Genomic DNA, 15,748 nt, shown 5'->3' on the forward strand with positions numbered 1-15,748 from the left:
AATACTTACTCGCTGAGGACGTTGTCTCCGTTGACAAACGTCTTAGTGATTTGATAATCGCGGGTAAAGACAGTCAGGTTGGCGACTTTTCCTGCTTCGACCGTTCCTAACTGTTTCTCCACACCCATCGCCTGCGCCGGATAGAGCGTCGCCATACGCAGCGCTTCATCGAGAGCGATACCGCAGTGTTCAACGCTATTCTGCACCGCTTCAATCATGGTTAAGGCAGAACCGCTGAGCGTACCGTTCTCGTCAACGCACAGGCCATCGCGATAGTATATTGTTTTGCCTGCAAAAATGAATTGATCAATCGACGCGCCCGCCGGTGCAGTGGCATCCGTCACTAACACCAGTTTGTCGCCTTTAATGCGTTTTGCATTGCGCACATTAGCGTAATGGACATGTAAACCATCCGCAATAATGCCGCAGTATACATCAGGCGAATCAAACAGCGCACCGATCAGACCCGGCTCACGTCCGGCGAAGGTCGGCATGGCATTATAGAGGTGGGTGGCAAAGCTCACGCCCGCGCTGAAACCCATTTTTGCTTCTTCATAGGTCGCGTTGGAGTGGCCTGCTGACACGATAATTCCGGCATCACGCAGCTTACGAATGACTTCGCTACCCGCATTCTCAGGCGCCAGCGTAACTTTGGTGATCACGTCGGCATTGGCGCAGAGGAAATCCACCAGCTCGGCATCTGGCAGGCGAATCAGTTCAGGGTTGTGCGTGCCTTTCTTGGCTTTGTTCAGCCAGGGGCCTTCAAGATGCAGGCCAAGCGCCTGATGTTGATGCTTCGCCAGAAAGGCGCGCATCGTTTCAACGGCGCGTTTCATCAGCGCATCTGTGCTAGTGATGAGTGTCGGCAAATAGCTGGTGCAGCCTGACTTTTCGTTGGCACGCTGCATGATCTCAAGCGTCTCGACGCTTAACGCGTTAATGTCATCGTTAAATTGCACGCCACCGCAGCCATTAAGCTGCAAATCAATAAAACCAGGAGCGATATACGCACCAGCCACGTCCTGCTGTGGAATTGCCGCGTCCAGGGCATCACGCGGGCACACGCGTTCAATCAAGCCATCCGCAATCACGATCGCATGATTATCCAGAATTTCATGACCGGTAAAAATCCGGCCGTTCACTAATGCGTACATCGTTTCTCTCTCCCGGCTAAGCCTGCCGCATAACAGCAGCAGGTTTTATTACATCGTGTTTTCACACACCTTTCATATTTTCCGCTTCCATTTCGCGGAAATATTTTACGGTTTTCACTTTCAATTCCATGGTGGCTGGCTCGTCACAGACCACGACAGATTTGGCATGCAACTGCAGGCAGCTAATCGTCCACATGTGGTTGACGTTACCTTCAACGGCAGCTTGCAGCGCTTGCGCTTTCAGATGGCCGGTAACCAGAATCATCACTTCTTCTGCATCCAGTAGTGTACCGACACCGACAGTCAGCGCATATTTCGGCACCTGATCCACATCACCGTTAAAGAAACGGGAATTGGCCATGCGCGTATCGTGCGTCAGGGTTTTGATGCGGGTACGTGAGGAGAGCGAGGAGGCCGGTTCGTTGAAGGCGATGTGACCATCGTTACCCACGCCGCCCATAAACAGGTTAATTTTGCCGTAAGCACGGATCTTCTCTTCGTATTGGCGACATTCTGCGTCAATGTCTTCGGCATTGCCATTCAGCAGATTGATATTTTGCTGTTGAATATCAACGTGATCGAAAAAGTTACGGTACATGAAGCTGTGATAGCTTTCAGGATGCTCTTTAGGCAGGCCAACATATTCATCCATGTTGAAGGTAACAACGTGCTTGAAACTAACCTGGCCCGCTTTGTGCATATCGATTAGGTGCTTGTAGGCTTCCAGCGGTGTTCCACCGGTTGGCAGGCCGAGCACGAAGGGACGTTCTGCGCTAGGCTTAAACGCATTAATGCGGTTAACAATGTGGCGTGCAGCCCATTTACCCACTTGGGTCGGTGTGGCCAAAGGGATCAGTCTCATGTCTTCACCTCAATTAAGATTGGAAATGTGGAGTTGCCGTTTCTCTGACAGTTTTCTGCCTTTAAGCGTAATGCGTTTAAGCGTAACCATCTGGGAAAAGTGCGCCTCGATATTTTTCATCATAAAATAAGTTTGTGGTGCTGGCTAGCATTTCGCGTTATCAAACCACCATTTTGGTGATTAAAGTCACAGTTGTAGTGGTTTTAATTTGCGAGGCGAATTAATTTATCTTTACACTGCGCCTCGTGGTGAAAAGTGTCATCAAGGTACCGGGCGACGGGATAATAAAATCAACCTGCGCCACGGCAAAACGCCAGTCTCATAGGGGGAGAATAAGGTGAGTATTCTAGGATATCTGCAAAAGGTCGGCCGCGCGCTTATGGTGCCGGTAGCGACTCTGCCGGCAGCGGCAATCTTGATGGGTGTCGGATATTGGATTGATCCAGATAGCTGGGGCGCAGGCAATGCGCTGGCAGCACTGCTGATCAAATCCGGTTCGGCGATCATCGACAACATGTCTGTGCTGTTTGCCATTGGTGTGGCATACGGTATGTCTAAAGATAAAGACGGTGCAGCAGCGTTAACCGGTTTTGTCGGCTTCCTGGTGGTGACCACGCTCTGTTCACCGGCAGCGGTAGCGATGATTCAGAAAATACCGGTGGAGCAAGTTCCTGCCGCCTTCGGTAAAATCAATAACCAGTTCGTCGGTATCCTTGTTGGTATTCTCTCGGCTGAGGTTTATAACCGCTTCAGCCATGTTGAGCTACCAAAAGCGCTGTCGTTCTTCAGCGGCCGCCGTCTGGTGCCTATCCTTGTCTCCTTCCTGATGATCGTCGTGGCCTTCGTGCTGATGTATGTCTGGCCGCTCATTTTTGGCGGACTGGTGAGCTTTGGTGAGCACATCCAGAAAATGGGGTCAATCGGTGCTGGCGTCTACGCCTTCTTTAACCGTCTGCTAATCCCGGTTGGCCTGCATCACGCGTTGAACTCAGTATTCTGGTTCGACGTTGCGGGTATCAACGATATTCCTAAATTCCTGGGTGGCGCGCAGTCTATCGCAGAAGGTACAGGAATTCCGGGCATTACGGGTCGTTATCAGGCGGGCTTCTTCCCAATCATGATGTTTGGTCTTCCGGGGGCAGCACTGGCAATTTACCACTGCGCGCGTCCTGAAAACCGCGCCAAAGTTGGCGGTATCATGCTGGCCGCGGCATTTGCAGCCTTCTTTACGGGTATCACCGAGCCGCTGGAATTCTCCTTTATGTTCGTGGCACCGGTGCTGTATGTCATTCATGCGGCATTGACGGGTCTATCCGTGTTCATCGCGGCGAGCATGCAGTGGATTGCCGGTTTCGGCTTCAGTGCGGGTCTGGTAGATATGGTGCTGTCAACACGTAACCCGTTGGCGGTGCACTGGTGGATGCTGATCCCACAAGGCTTGGTATTCTTCGTTATCTACTATGCAGTGTTCCGCTTCACCATTCAGAAATTTAACCTGATGACGCCGGGCCGTGAACTCTCTGCCGGTGACGAAACCGATGGTTATGACGTAAATGTTGATCATAGCGGCAACGGCGAAAGCCAAACTGAATCTCTGGCGCGTCGTTATATTGCGGCAGTTGGTGGTTCGGAAAACCTGACCAACATTGATGCCTGTATTACTCGTCTGCGTCTGAACGTCAAAGATTCCGCGCAGGTCAATGAAGGTGTGGCTAAACGTCTGGGTGCTTCAGGCGTGATTCGTCTGAACAAGCAGAGCGTGCAGGTTATCGTGGGTACCCAAGCGGAAAGCATTGCAACGGCAATGAAAACCGTCCTGAGCAAAGGTCCGGTTGCGGCATCTGCCGCTGCGTCAACGGCTGCACCCGCTCCAGCAGTTAAACCGCAGGCCGTAATGAACAGCGAAAAAGCGGTAATTGCTACGCTGCTCGCGCCAGTAACCGGTGAAATTGTTGCGCTAGAAAATGTGCCTGACGAAGCGTTCGCCAGCAAGGCCGTCGGCGATGGTCTGGCTATCAAGCCAACCGGCAAAACCGTGGTCGCGCCAACGGCCGGAACCGTGGTGAAGATCTTCAATACTAACCATGCGTTCTGCCTTGAAGCGGAAAACGGTGTCGAGATTGTCGTGCACATGGGACTGGATACGGTTGCGCTGGAAGGCAAAGGCTTCACGCGTCTGGTCGAAGAGGGCGCAACGGTAACGGCAGGTCAGCCAATCCTGGAAATGGATTTGGATTTCCTCAACGCCAACGCACGCTCGATGATCAGTCCGGTTGTCGTCAGCAATAGCGATGATTTTGCCGGTCTGAATTTACTGGCAACCGGTTCAGTGGTTGCAGGCCAAACCCCGCTGTACGAGGTTAAAGGCTAAGTCCTTGTGATTGAGCCAGAAGGCAGGAAGCGATTCCTGCCTTTTTTGTTTTAAAACGACCAACAAACGGTTGTTTCCCTCCTGCGCTTTGTGGATCATACTCCGTTACTTCGTGGTACAAATCACCCGTTATAGTTTTTGAGGATTTTGAGATGAGTGAGGCTGAAGCCCGCCCAACGAACTTTATTCGTCAGATCATCGACGAAGATTTGGCGAGCGGTAAGCACAGCAGTGTGCATACCCGTTTCCCGCCTGAGCCCAATGGTTATCTGCATATTGGCCATGCGAAATCTATCTGCCTGAACTTTGGTATCGCACAAGACTACCAAGGTGAGTGCAATCTGCGTTTCGATGACACTAATCCGGTAAAAGAAGATCTGGAGTTTGTCGAATCCATTAAGCGTGACGTGCAATGGCTGGGCTTTGAGTGGAGCGGCAACATTCGTTACTCCTCAGACTACTTCGACCAATTGTTCAACTATGCGGTTGAGCTGATTAACAAAGGTCTGGCATACGTTGATGAACTGTCGGCGGATGAAATTCGTGAGTATCGCGGTTCCCTGACGGCGCCGGGCAAAAACAGCCCGTATCGCGATCGCAGCGTGGAAGAAAACTTAGCGCTGTTCCAGAAGATGCGCGATGGCGGTTTCGAAGAGGGCAAAGCTTGTCTGCGTGCCAAAATCGATATGGCGTCCAGCTTTATCGTGATGCGCGATCCGGTGCTGTACCGCATTAAGTTTGCCGATCACCATCAGACCGGCAGCAAGTGGTGCATCTATCCGATGTACGACTTCACGCATTGCATTTCGGATGCGATTGAAGGCATTACGCATTCTCTCTGCACGCTGGAGTTCCAGGATAACCGTCGCTTGTACGATTGGGTGCTGGATAACATCACTATCCCAGTGCATCCGCGTCAGTATGAGTTCTCGCGCCTGAATCTGGAATACGCCGTGATGTCGAAGCGTAAACTGACTCAGTTGGTAAGCGAGAAGGTTGTAGAAGGCTGGGACGATCCGCGCATGCTGACCGTTTCCGGTCTGCGTCGTCGTGGTTACAGCGCCGCTTCTATCCGTGAGTTCTGCCGCCGCATCGGCGTAACCAAGCAGGACAATATCGTGGAGATGGCGTCATTAGAATCGTGCATTCGTGACGATCTCAATGAAAACGCGCCACGTGCCATGGCTGTAATGGATCCGCTGAAGGTCGTAATCGAGAACCTCCCTGCAGGTCATGAAGAGATCATCAGCATGCCGAATCATCCGAACAAACCGGAGATGGGCACGCGTGAAGTGCCATTCAGCCGTGAAGTGTGGATCGATCGCGCTGACTTCCGTGAAGAAGCCAACAAGCAATATAAACGTCTGGTGCTGGGTAAAGAAGTGCGTCTGCGTAATGCCTACGTGATCCGTGCCGAACGTGTGGCGAAGGACGATGAAGGTAATATCACCTGCATCTACTGTACCTGCGACGTTGATACTCTGAGCAAAGATCCAGCTGATGGCCGTAAAGTGAAAGGCGTCATCCATTGGGTTTCTGCTATTCACGCGTTGCCAGCGGAATTCCGCCTGTATGATCGTCTGTTCAGTGTGCCAAATCCGGGCGCGGCTGAGGATTTCCTCACCACCATTAACCCGAACTCACTGGAGACTAAACAAGGCTTCGTTGAGCCAGGTCTACGTGTAGCCGAGCCAATGGCAGCGTACCAGTTTGAACGCGAAGGTTATTTCTGTGCTGATAGTGTGTATTCACAGCCATCCAAACTGGTGTTTAACCGCACCGTTGGCTTGCGTGATACCTGGGCAAAGATCGGCGATTAAGCGTTTTTGACATCACGCGATATGATCATGTAAGGGCGAGCAATCGCCCTTTTTTATTATCTCTATTTGGCAAGCTACAACCTTTTATGCTGCCCGCCTCATCAAGCCTATAATTCCTCATTTGCGACTATTCTGACTTTAGAATAATTAACCCATTTGCCAGTGTGAAAAACTTTTTTTCAGGTAGGCTATGCGCTCTCAGACGTTGCTCCGCGGGTTATCTAAGGAAAAAAAATGACAAGTCTCGCTCAGGAAGCTAAGCATAGCGTGGTCGTTTTACATCAGCTTATCGAACGTATTTTCAATCAGGCAGAAGGTAGCGACGACAGTATTGACCTGTTTTTGTCGTACTTTCATCCCGAATTTAAAATGGTGACGCCGCAAGGCAAAAGATTGGATCTCAACGAAATGGAAGTGCTTTTTCGCCAGCTGCAGGGACAGCGTGAAGGTATGCGCATTGCGACCAGTGAGCACGCCATCATTTCGCAGCAAAGCGAGGAAGTGACGATTCAGTATCGTGAATTACAGATGATGAACGGTACCAATCAGAGCCGCATTTCACTGGCGGTACTGGATTGCAGCACCACCATTCCTCGCTGGCGTTACCTGCAAGAAACTTTCGTTGCCTGATTTCAGGTATAAAAAAACCGGCTCAAGCGCCGGTTTTTTTATACTGCATAGCACACTCAATTACTTATCGTGGAGCGAGTCGTCTTCGCGGCAGTCTCCCAGCGCACAGTGACCGTAGAGGTACAGGCTGTGGTTGCTGAGTTTGATGCCATGGCGAGTGGCAATTTCACGCTGACGCGTTTCAATTGATTCATCGCTGAATTCGATAACTTTGCCACAATCCAGGCAAATCAAGTGATCATGGTGATGCTGCTGAGTCAGTTCGAAGACAGATTTACCGCCTTCAAAGTTATGACGGGTTACGATGCCCGCGTCGTCAAACTGGTTAAGAACGCGATACACCGTCGCCAGGCCAATCTCTTCGCCCATATCAATCAGGCGCTTGTACAAATCTTCCGCACTGACGTGATGGGACTCGGGGCCAGGTCCCTGAAGCACTTCCAGAATTTTCAGTCTGGGTAGCGTGACTTTCAGGCCAGCCTTCTTCAATGCGGAGTTGTTGTCAGTCATGCGGATATTGTCCTGTTACTTTGCTAGTCACTTGCGGCGCAGGGGCCTTGAATGTTTAGGTCAACGCGCATTCTCATTTGCGTCTCATTATAGAACTCAAGCAGTGAAATGAAAACCAAAGCAACGTCCTTAATCACCAAAGGCTGTAAGGATAATGTCACTAACGTCTTCATGACGCTTGGGTTTTGGATTCCATTTCACTCAGCCTCATTCTACTGCCAGAGGAATAAGCGGATGACCATTGCGGGTATTCTACAGATTTGCGGGGAAAAGTTAAAAAACCGTAGCTATTATTTTTATAGGAAATTCCGTTACCCGATGTGAGATTACGCCCACATCGGGCAGAGCAGGGAATCAGGCTTCAATAATCTCTTTCAGCTGCAGCTCGTCAAAGATCTGCTTAACCCACTTCTCAACACGTTCGTTGGTCAATTCCGGCTGACGATCTTCGTCGATAGCCAGACCAAGGAAGTTTTTATCATCGGCCAGGCCTTTTGATGCTTCAAAATGATAGCCTTCAGTTGGCCAGTGACCGACGATCACCGCACCGTTCGGCTCGATGATGTCACGGATGGTGCCCATCGCATCACAGAAGTACTCGGCGTAATCTTCCTGATCGCCACAACCAAACAACGCTACCAGCTTGCCATTGAAGTCAATCTCTTCCAGCGTCGGGAAGAAATCATCCCAGTCACACTGCGCTTCGCCGTAATACCAGGTTGGAATGCCCAGCAGCAGGATGTCGAAAGCCTCGAGATCTTCTTTGGTGCTCTTAGCAATGTCATGCACTTCGGCGACATCTTTACCCAGTTGTTTCTGGATCATCTTTGCAATATTTTCAGTGTTGCCGGTATCGCTGCCGAAGAAAATGCCTACGATTGCCATGGGTTAGGTAACCTCTTAAATCCTGATTGTGAATGTAAGTCAGTTGACTGCACAGTTATGCGAATAATAGCAGACCGGTAAAAAGTGCGGAACGTGTAAAGCCGTGACTTTGTGTTCCAGCGTGCGGTCTTCGTGCGTTACGACAGTTTGAGCTGTGCCAGCAGCATTTGTTCAATCAATTCGCTGCGACTGATATTTTGCTGATCGGCCAGCGTGCTGAGCGCGTCAACCGCTTCGCTCGACATCTTCAGCTCAACACGACGCAGCCCACGCACTTTATCGCGCTTGAGCTGATTACGTTTGTTGATGCGTAACTGTTCATCACGCGTCAGCGGGCTAGTTTTCGGGCGACCAGGACGCCGCTCGTCTGCGAAGAGATCAAGCGTAGTGCGGTCTGTCTGTTCTTTTGCCATGGTTTGTAAAACTGAGTGGGCGCGAACGGCGGAAAGGCGCTGCGCGATTAAAACATTATCGGCCCGACCACGGCGAAAAACACGCTGTGGCAAATTTTTAGCGCGACATCATACTCCAGCGCCTTCCCTGACGCCAATCCTAAAGCGCAAGCGGCAAGCTTTTGCTTTTACAGGTTAAAGAAACGCCGAACGGCGCGTAACACCGCATCGGGTTTCTCAGCATGCACCCAATGTCCGGCGCCGTTGATCACGTGCGCATGCGCCTGCGGGAACTGACGCAGCAGGGCATCGCGATGCTGATTATCCAGATAAGGCGAATCGCCGCCGCGGATAAACAGTGCCGGATGCGACCACGCAGGAATTTCCTCCCAGCCGGATAGGGTGCTGTAGTTATCCCACAGCACGGGCACGTTAAAGCGCCATTCGCCTTCAGCGAAAGACTTAAGGATAAACTGGATCACGCCATCCTCAGCAATATGCTGACGCATCACTTCAGCGGCTTCACTGCGACGCGTGACGCCCGCAGCGGTGACGGCACGAATAGCGGCAAAAATTTCGTCATGGCGGCGTGTCTGATAATCAACGGGCGCGATATCGATCATCACCATTTTTTCAATGCGTTCTGGCGCAATCGCGCTGAGCGCCATGGCGATTTTGCCACCCATTGAGTGGCCGATCACGCCAGCGCGATCGATGTTGTGTGCATCCAGCGTTGCGACAATGTCCTGTGCCATGGCGTGATAGTTCATCACATCGCTTCGCGGGGACAAGCCGTGGTTACGCACATCAACCTGCAGTGTGGGACGAGCATCGCGCACACCTCGCGCCAGCACGCCAAGATTATCAAGGCTACCAAAAAGACCATGGATTAACAGAATCGGCGTGGCATCAGGGGTAGATTGTTCAGTTTGCAGACGGGCGTTCAAAATCATGGCTAAAGTTCTTACGGTTGTGACCTTGGCTTAGGTTATCATGGATTCACCTGTCCAGCAGTCAGGCCGGTGGGCATTAGGGCATATTCCGACTTTTGCCCGGAAACGTTGCCAACGCTATCGGCTGCCACGGATTTAACTTTATAATCCTTATGTTAGAACCCGCTCACATTTTGCACGACTGGATTTTGCTAAAGCCGTTGCAATAATGCGTGGTTCTGTCATTTGCCAGAATCGTACGGAAAAAGATGAAAACGATTGAAGTTGACGAAGAACTCTACCGTTATATTGCCAGCCACACGCAGCACATTGGTGAAAGCGCCTCAGATATTTTGCGCCGCATGTTGAAGTTCACCGCCGGACAGAGCGCACCTGCTGTGCCTGCCGCTGGTGCATCAATGAAAGAAGCTCAATCTGCCAGCCGCGAAGCGCGTCCTCAGGATCGCGTTCGTGCGGTGCGTGAACTGCTGCTTTCCGATGAATATGCCGAGCAGAATAAGGCGGTTAACCGCTTTATGTTGGTACTGTCAACGCTCTATCGTCTTGATCCGGCTGCGTTTGCTGAAGCTACTGCCTCGCTGCAGGGCCGTACCCGCGTCTACTTTGCGGGCGACGAGCACACGCTGCTGCAAAATGGCACCCATACCAAGCCTAAGCACGTTCCCGGCACACCGTACTGGGTGATCACGAATACCAATACAGGTCGCAAATGCAGCATGGTGGAACACATCATGCTGGCTATGCAGTTCCCACAGGAACTGACAGAGAAAGTTCGCGGCACCATTTAACTGAAGCGTCAGGGAGAAGCGCCAATGGCCAATCACCCCCGTGCTGGGCAGCCTGCCCAGCAGAGCGATTTGATTAACGTTGCACAATTAACCTCGCAGTATTACGTCCTGAAGCCCGATGTGGCGAATCCGGATCATGCGGTGAAATTTGGCACTTCAGGCCACCGCGGCAGCGCGGGACGCCAAAGCTTCAATGAACAGCACATTTTAGCGATCGCCCAGGCAATTGCTGAAGAGCGCAAAAAGAACGGCATCACCGGTCCATGCTACGTCGGTAAAGACACGCATGCGCTGTCTGAGCCAGCGATTCTGTCAGTGCTGGAAGTGCTGGCCGCTAACGGCGTGGACGTGATTGTGCAGCAGGACAACGGTTATACACCGACGCCTGCCATCTCTAACGCCATTCTTGAGCACAACAAACGCGGCGGCGCGCAGGCGGACGGCATCGTTATCACGCCTTCACACAACCCACCGGAAGATGGTGGTATCAAATACAATCCGCCAAACGGTGGCCCGGCTGATACCAACGTCACCAAAGTGGTAGAAGATCGCGCTAACCAGCTGATCAAAGGCGAGCTGAAAGACGTGAAACGTCTGCCGCTGGATCAGGCATGGGCGAGCGGTCACATCGTTGAGCAGGATCTGATCCAGCCGTACGTTGAAGGTCTGGCGCAGGTGATTGACTTCGCCGCCATCCAGAAAGCGGGTCTGAAAATTGGCGTGGATCCGTTAGGCGGTTCTGGCATTGCTTACTGGCAGCGCATCGCTGAGCATTACCAGCTTGATCTGACCATCGTTAACGATGCGATCGATCAAACTTTCCGTTTCATGCATCTGGATAAAGATGGCGTGGTGCGTATGGACTGCTCATCAGAGTGCGCGATGGCCGGTTTGCTGGCGTATAAAGACAAATTCGACCTGGCCTTTGGTAACGATCCCGATTACGACCGTCACGGTATCGTCACGCCTGCGGGTCTGATGAATCCGAACCACTATCTGGCGGTAGCGATCAACTACCTCTTCCAGCATCGCCCACAGTGGGGCAAAGACGTTGCTGTGGGTAAAACCCTGGTTTCCAGCGCAATGATTGACCGCGTTGTCAACGACATTGGCCGTAAGCTGGTGGAAGTACCGGTTGGTTTCAAATGGTTCGTTGATGGTCTGTTCGATGGCAGCTTTGGCTTCGGCGGTGAAGAGAGCGCGGGCGCATCCTTCCTGCGTTTCGATGGCTCAGCCTGGTCAACCGATAAAGACGGCATCATTCTGTGCCTGCTGGCCGCAGAAATTACGGCGGTAACCGGCAAGAACCCGCAGCAGCATTATGACGAGCTGGCTGAGCGCTTTGGTGCGCCAAGTTATAACCGTCTGCAGGCACCGGCGACTTCGGCACAGAAAGCGGCGCTGTCTAAGCTGTCACCAGAAATGGTGAGCGCTGATACACTGGCAGGTGATCCGATCACCGCACGCCTGACTGCCGCGCCGGGTAACGGTGCGTCAATCGGTGGTCTGAAAGTGATGACGGAGAACGGCTGGTTTGCCGCACGTCCGTCGGGTACTGAAGACGCTTACAAAATTTACTGCGAGAGCTTCCTTGGTGCTGAACATCGTCAGCAAATTGAGAAAGAAGCGGTTGAGATTGTTAGTGAAGTGCTGAAAAACGCCTGATTAGATCAGTGAAGAGAAAAGGCCGCTTAGCGGCCTTTTTTTATGGCATAAAACGGTAGCCGATACCGGTTTCTGTCAGCAAATGGCTTGGCTGTGTCGGATTGGCTTCCAGCTTCTGCCGCAAATGGCCCATATAGATGCGCAAGTAGTGGCTGTGCTCCACCGCATTTGGCCCCCAAACCTGATTAAGCAACTGACGCTGCGTCAGCACTTTGCCGGCATTATTCAGGAGTAAGCTCAGCAGACGGAATTCAGTCGGCGTCAGATGCACTTCCTGTTCGTTGCGCAGCACGCGGCGCGCTGCCAAATCGACGCTCACTTCACCAAATTTCACAATTGGTTCAGGCTGGCTGCTTTGATGACGACGCAGCGCCACGCGCACGCGCGCTAGCAGTTCACCAATGCCAAATGGCTTGGTCAGATAATCATCCGCACCGGCGTCCAGCGCATCAATCTTATCCTGCTCATCGCTGCGCGCCGACAACACAATCACCGGCATGCTGCTCCACTGGCGTACTTCACGGATAAAGTCATTGCCATCGCCATCGGGCAAGCCAAGATCAAGGATGACCAGATCGGGCTTACGCGTGGCCGCTTCAATCAGGCCGCGCTGCAACTGTTCAGCTTCCACAATCTTCAGGCCCTCGCTCTCCAGCGCCAGGCGCACGAAACGGCGAATCTCTTTTTCATCTTCCACTATCAAGATGGTCGTCACGCTGCCTCCAGCGGCAAAAAAGTTAACGTATCACTTTAGCAATAAAGCGGCCCGCCGTCCGTCACGAAGATATTAACTCGCAAAGAACCTTTAATTCACAATTATGTAACTAAATTTCATCCCGGCGCAAAGTGATTGAAAAAAGCACAAATAAGGTGGTCGGATGAGTAGTAAAATTACATAATAACGGGTAATATCTGAACCAGATCACATTTCAACGCAACGTTTACCACAAGGGGGCCAAAAAATGGATAGAGCATATCCACTGTATAAAATCGTATTGCGCCGCGTGCTGGTGGTAGCAATCGGTTTGCTGGCGCTGCCAGTCATGTTATTCCGCTCAGATCGTGCACGTTTGTACAGTTACCTGCATCGCATGTGGTGCAAAACCAGTACTAAACCGGTATGGCTGGCGCAGTCGGAAGCGGCTGCCGGCATTCACTGGTAAGCGATTTCTACGCATCATTAACCCGGCGACTTCCCGTGAAGCGCCGGGTTTTTTTATTGATAATTTTCACTCCTTGCTTACCTTGCCACTGTTATCCCGCGCTAATTCAGCTACACTTAAAACCTCTACAAGATTTCAGAGGTTGTACAAGTATGAGCGAGAAAATTCCTGTCGGTATCAGCGCTTGTTTGCTCGGGGATAAAGTCCGATTCGATGGCGGTCATAAACGTTTTACGTTCGCTACTGATGAACTCGTGCCATTTGTGCGCTTCGAACCTATTTGTCCTGAAATGGCAATTGGCTTACCGACACCGCGTCCGGCTTTGCGTCTGGTCAAAGAGAGTGATGACAATATTCATCTCTGTTTCAGCAAGGATGGCGGCGAAGAAGTTACCGATAAGATGCAGCGCTGGTCCGCAGAGCGTGTGAAATCGCTGCATCATCTGTGCGGCTACATTCTGTGTGCCAAATCGCCAAGCTGTGGGTTGGAGCGCGTGCGCGTTTATGAACCCGAAACCAACAACAATCGTAAAGCGGGCACCGGCATGTTCACCGCATTTCTGCAGAAAGAGATGCCGTGGTTACCGCTGGAAGAGGATGGACGCCTGCACGATGATGCCATTCGCGAAAACTTTATCGGCCGCGTTTACGCGCTGCACGAATTCAACGAGATGTGGCGCAGCGGCCTGTCGCGTCACAAGCTGATGGCCTTTCATAGCCGCTATAAACTGCTATTGCTCTCTCATGCGCAGGATGAATACCGTGAAATGGGCCGCTTTGTCGCGGCGATGGATCAGTGGGATTCGCTGGAAGACTACGCCTGCGAGTACCGCAATCGCCTGATGCATCTCATGTCGCATCAGGCATCACGTCGTAATCACACCAATGTGCTGATGCATGTACAAGGCTATTTCCGTCCGCAACTGAGTTCGCCACAGCGGCAGGAGCTGGCACAACTTATCGATCGCTATCGTCTTGGCGTGCAACCTTTATTAGCGCCGATAACCATGCTGAAACACTACATGGCGGAGTATCCACACCCGTGGCTGGCTCAGCAACGCTACTTTGATCCTTACCCGGAAGCGCTACGTTTGCGCTACGGGCAATAATTTCGGGGCTTTATGACCACCCATTTAGTTTGGTTGCGTAACGATCTGCGCATCAATGACAACATGGCGCTGGCCGCTGCCTGCCGCGATAGCCAAACCAAAGTGATTGCGCTGTTCATCGCCACACCGCAGCAATGGCAGCAGCATCAGATGGCGCCGAAGCAGGCCGCATTCATCCAGCAAAATCTCTGTTTATTGCAGCAATCGCTGGCCGAACGCGGCATTCCGTTGCATTACCATCAGTGCGATGACTTTGCCGCTTCAATTGATTACCTGGCCGAATTTTGCCAGCAACAGCAGGTTGATGCGCTGTTCTATAACTATCAGTACGAAATCAACGAACGAGAACGCGATGCTCAGGCAGAAAAGCGCCTGGACGCGCAGGGCGTAATTTGTCAGGGATTCGACGACAGTCTGCTACTGCCGCCGGGCAGTGTGCAAACCGGCAGTAATACCATGTTCAAAGTGTTCACGCCGTTTAGCAGAGCCTACGTTCGTCGCTTGCATCAGGGACTTCCGGAGTGCTATCACGCACCGAAAGCGCGTGACGGTGCGCCTATCAGCATCGAAAAAAAGATTCCCGCCTTTGATTATCCTTGTGAAGCCTTTGATGAAAGCTGGTTTCCGGCTGGTGAAGAGGCGGCGTTAAAACAGCTGCGTCACTTTGCCCAACAGGCGGTGCAACATTATCCGGAGCAGCGTGATTTACCGGCCATTGATGGCACCAGCCGTTTATCGGCCTATCTGGCGATTGGCGTGCTGTCGCCGCGCCAGTGCCTGCACCGGGTATTAAAAGAGCATCCTGATGCGCTTAACGAAGGCAAAGCCTTTACCTGGCTGAACGAACTGATCTGGCGCGAGTTTTACCGTCATCTGATGGTGGCGTTTCCGGCCTTGTGTAAGCATCAGCCATTTGTCGACTGGACGCGCAACGTGGATTGGCAGCAAAACGAAGCGCATCTTAAAGCCTGGCAACAGGGCAAAACCGGCTATCCCATTGTTGATGCGGCGATGCGTCAGCTCAACACGCTGGGCTGGATGCATAACCGTCTGCGCATGATTACCGCCAGTTTCCTGGTGAAGGATCTGTTAATCGACTGGCGTGAAGGCGAGCGTTATTTCATGCAACAGTTGATCGATGGCGATCTTGCCGCCAATAACGGCGGCTGGCAGTGGGCCGCGTCAACTGGCACCGATGCCGCACCCTATTTTCGTATTTTCAATCCGACCACCCAGGGCGAGCGCTTCGATAAACAGGGCGACTTTATCCGGCAGTGGCTGCCTGAACTCAGCGAAGTGCCCGACAGTGATATCCATCAGCCGCAGGTATGGGCGCAGAAAAATAACAAGAAACTCGATTATCCAGCGCCAATCGTGGAACATAAGGAAGCACGTAAAAAGACACTAGACGCCTTTGAGCGCGCTCGCAGCGCGGCTTAAGGCGGT

The 15,748-nt window shown here is 52.0% G+C and carries 15 protein-coding genes; 8 read left to right on the forward strand and 7 right to left on the reverse strand.

The window, feature by feature from the left end; translation table 11 throughout:
• Positions 1-5: 5 nt before the first annotated feature.
• On the reverse strand, positions 6-1,154 hold the full coding sequence (gene nagA / locus ACRQ84_RS01535; RefSeq protein ID WP_064740564.1) for an N-acetylglucosamine-6-phosphate deacetylase: 1,149 nt from the start codon (positions 1,152-1,154) through the stop codon (positions 6-8).
• A gap of 61 nt (positions 1,155-1,215) precedes the next feature.
• On the reverse strand, positions 1,216-2,016 hold the full coding sequence (gene nagB / locus ACRQ84_RS01540; protein WP_064740565.1) for a glucosamine-6-phosphate deaminase: 801 nt from the start codon (positions 2,014-2,016) through the stop codon (positions 1,216-1,218).
• Positions 2,017-2,359: 343 nt separating this feature from the next.
• Here nagB and nagE point away from each other — a divergent pair, with 343 nt between their 5' ends.
• From nagE to ACRQ84_RS01555, 3 genes are all read left to right on the forward strand, one after another.
• On the forward strand, positions 2,360-4,387 hold the full coding sequence (gene nagE, locus ACRQ84_RS01545; protein WP_483817864.1) for an N-acetylglucosamine-specific PTS transporter subunit IIBC: 2,028 nt from the start codon (positions 2,360-2,362) through the stop codon (positions 4,385-4,387).
• A 152-nt stretch (positions 4,388-4,539) separates the two neighbouring features.
• Complete coding sequence (gene glnS / locus ACRQ84_RS01550; protein WP_483817001.1) at positions 4,540-6,207, forward strand: glutamine--tRNA ligase; 1,668 nt, start codon at positions 4,540-4,542, stop codon at positions 6,205-6,207.
• A 234-nt stretch (positions 6,208-6,441) separates the two neighbouring features.
• Positions 6,442-6,837 carry a hypothetical protein gene (locus ACRQ84_RS01555; protein WP_483817002.1) on the forward strand — a complete coding sequence of 132 codons (396 nt, stop codon included), beginning with the start codon at positions 6,442-6,444 and terminating at the stop codon, positions 6,835-6,837.
• Between the two features lie 60 nt (positions 6,838-6,897).
• Here the strand turns inward: ACRQ84_RS01555 and fur are convergent, their stop codons facing one another.
• From fur to ybfF, 4 genes are all read right to left on the reverse strand, one after another.
• Positions 6,898-7,347 (reverse strand): ferric iron uptake transcriptional regulator, encoded by a 450-nt coding sequence (gene fur, locus ACRQ84_RS01560; protein WP_064740568.1) that lies wholly within the window; start codon positions 7,345-7,347, stop codon positions 6,898-6,900.
• A 354-nt stretch (positions 7,348-7,701) separates the two neighbouring features.
• Positions 7,702-8,232: a flavodoxin FldA gene (gene fldA / locus ACRQ84_RS01565; protein ID WP_110865727.1), complete on the reverse strand. Its 531-nt coding sequence runs from the start codon at positions 8,230-8,232 to the stop codon at positions 7,702-7,704.
• 137 nt (positions 8,233-8,369) lie between these two features.
• Entirely contained in the window at positions 8,370-8,645 is a 276-nt protein-coding gene (ybfE, locus tag ACRQ84_RS01570) for a LexA regulated protein (RefSeq protein ID WP_007890670.1), read from the reverse strand.
• Between the two features lie 167 nt (positions 8,646-8,812).
• Positions 8,813-9,577 carry an esterase gene (ybfF, locus tag ACRQ84_RS01575; protein WP_483817003.1) on the reverse strand — a complete coding sequence of 255 codons (765 nt, stop codon included), beginning with the start codon at positions 9,575-9,577 and terminating at the stop codon, positions 8,813-8,815.
• Between the two features lie 248 nt (positions 9,578-9,825).
• On the opposite strand from ybfF, the gene seqA reads away from it, so the two are divergent.
• Both seqA and pgm read left to right on the forward strand, forming a co-directional pair.
• Positions 9,826-10,365, forward strand: a complete 540-nt coding sequence (seqA, locus tag ACRQ84_RS01580; RefSeq protein ID WP_483817004.1) for a replication initiation negative regulator SeqA — start codon at positions 9,826-9,828, stop codon at positions 10,363-10,365.
• 24 nt (positions 10,366-10,389) lie between these two features.
• Positions 10,390-12,030 carry a phosphoglucomutase (alpha-D-glucose-1,6-bisphosphate-dependent) gene (pgm, locus tag ACRQ84_RS01585; RefSeq protein ID WP_064740573.1) on the forward strand — a complete coding sequence of 547 codons (1,641 nt, stop codon included), beginning with the start codon at positions 10,390-10,392 and terminating at the stop codon, positions 12,028-12,030.
• Positions 12,031-12,070: 40 nt separating this feature from the next.
• Here the strand turns inward: pgm and kdpE are convergent, their stop codons facing one another.
• Positions 12,071-12,745: a two-component system response regulator KdpE gene (kdpE, locus tag ACRQ84_RS01590; RefSeq protein ID WP_064740574.1), complete on the reverse strand. Its 675-nt coding sequence runs from the start codon at positions 12,743-12,745 to the stop codon at positions 12,071-12,073.
• A 247-nt stretch (positions 12,746-12,992) separates the two neighbouring features.
• Here kdpE and ACRQ84_RS01595 point away from each other — a divergent pair, with 247 nt between their 5' ends.
• From ACRQ84_RS01595 to phrB, 3 genes are all read left to right on the forward strand, one after another.
• Positions 12,993-13,193: a YbfA family protein gene (locus ACRQ84_RS01595; RefSeq protein WP_008107019.1), complete on the forward strand. Its 201-nt coding sequence runs from the start codon at positions 12,993-12,995 to the stop codon at positions 13,191-13,193.
• A 152-nt stretch (positions 13,194-13,345) separates the two neighbouring features.
• Positions 13,346-14,302: a YbgA family protein gene (locus tag ACRQ84_RS01600; RefSeq protein ID WP_064740575.1), complete on the forward strand. Its 957-nt coding sequence runs from the start codon at positions 13,346-13,348 to the stop codon at positions 14,300-14,302.
• A 12-nt stretch (positions 14,303-14,314) separates the two neighbouring features.
• Positions 14,315-15,742 carry a deoxyribodipyrimidine photo-lyase gene (gene phrB / locus ACRQ84_RS01605; RefSeq protein ID WP_483817005.1) on the forward strand — a complete coding sequence of 476 codons (1,428 nt, stop codon included), beginning with the start codon at positions 14,315-14,317 and terminating at the stop codon, positions 15,740-15,742.
• Positions 15,743-15,748 lie beyond the last annotated feature (6 nt).

The organism is Pantoea sp. E2023-21 (assembly GCF_051302795.1).
Lineage (GTDB): Bacteria > Pseudomonadota > Gammaproteobacteria > Enterobacterales > Enterobacteriaceae > Pantoea > Pantoea ludwigii_A.

What these genes read in the sequence shown, in the direction of transcription:
- ACRQ84_RS01555 (WP_483817002.1), top strand. Translation starts at nt 6,442, where the DNA reads ATGACAAGTCTCGCTCAGGAAGCTAAGCATAGCGTGGTCGTTTTACAT.
- nagA (WP_064740564.1), bottom strand. Translation starts at nt 1,154, where the DNA reads ATGTACGCATTAGTGAACGGCCGGATTTTTACCGGTCATGAAATTCTG.
- ybfF (WP_483817003.1), bottom strand. Translation starts at nt 9,577, where the DNA reads ATGATTTTGAACGCCCGTCTGCAAACTGAACAATCTACCCCTGATGCC.
- phrB (WP_483817005.1), top strand. Translation starts at nt 14,315, where the DNA reads ATGACCACCCATTTAGTTTGGTTGCGTAACGATCTGCGCATCAATGAC.
- fur (WP_064740568.1), bottom strand. Translation starts at nt 7,347, where the DNA reads ATGACTGACAACAACTCCGCATTGAAGAAGGCTGGCCTGAAAGTCACG.
- ybfE (WP_007890670.1), bottom strand. Translation starts at nt 8,645, where the DNA reads ATGGCAAAAGAACAGACAGACCGCACTACGCTTGATCTCTTCGCAGAC.
- ACRQ84_RS01595 (WP_008107019.1), top strand. Translation starts at nt 12,993, where the DNA reads ATGGATAGAGCATATCCACTGTATAAAATCGTATTGCGCCGCGTGCTG.
- pgm (WP_064740573.1), top strand. Translation starts at nt 10,390, where the DNA reads ATGGCCAATCACCCCCGTGCTGGGCAGCCTGCCCAGCAGAGCGATTTG.
- nagB (WP_064740565.1), bottom strand. Translation starts at nt 2,016, where the DNA reads ATGAGACTGATCCCTTTGGCCACACCGACCCAAGTGGGTAAATGGGCT.
- fldA (WP_110865727.1), bottom strand. Translation starts at nt 8,232, where the DNA reads ATGGCAATCGTAGGCATTTTCTTCGGCAGCGATACCGGCAACACTGAA.
- seqA (WP_483817004.1), top strand. Translation starts at nt 9,826, where the DNA reads ATGAAAACGATTGAAGTTGACGAAGAACTCTACCGTTATATTGCCAGC.
- ACRQ84_RS01600 (WP_064740575.1), top strand. Translation starts at nt 13,346, where the DNA reads ATGAGCGAGAAAATTCCTGTCGGTATCAGCGCTTGTTTGCTCGGGGAT.
- glnS (WP_483817001.1), top strand. Translation starts at nt 4,540, where the DNA reads ATGAGTGAGGCTGAAGCCCGCCCAACGAACTTTATTCGTCAGATCATC.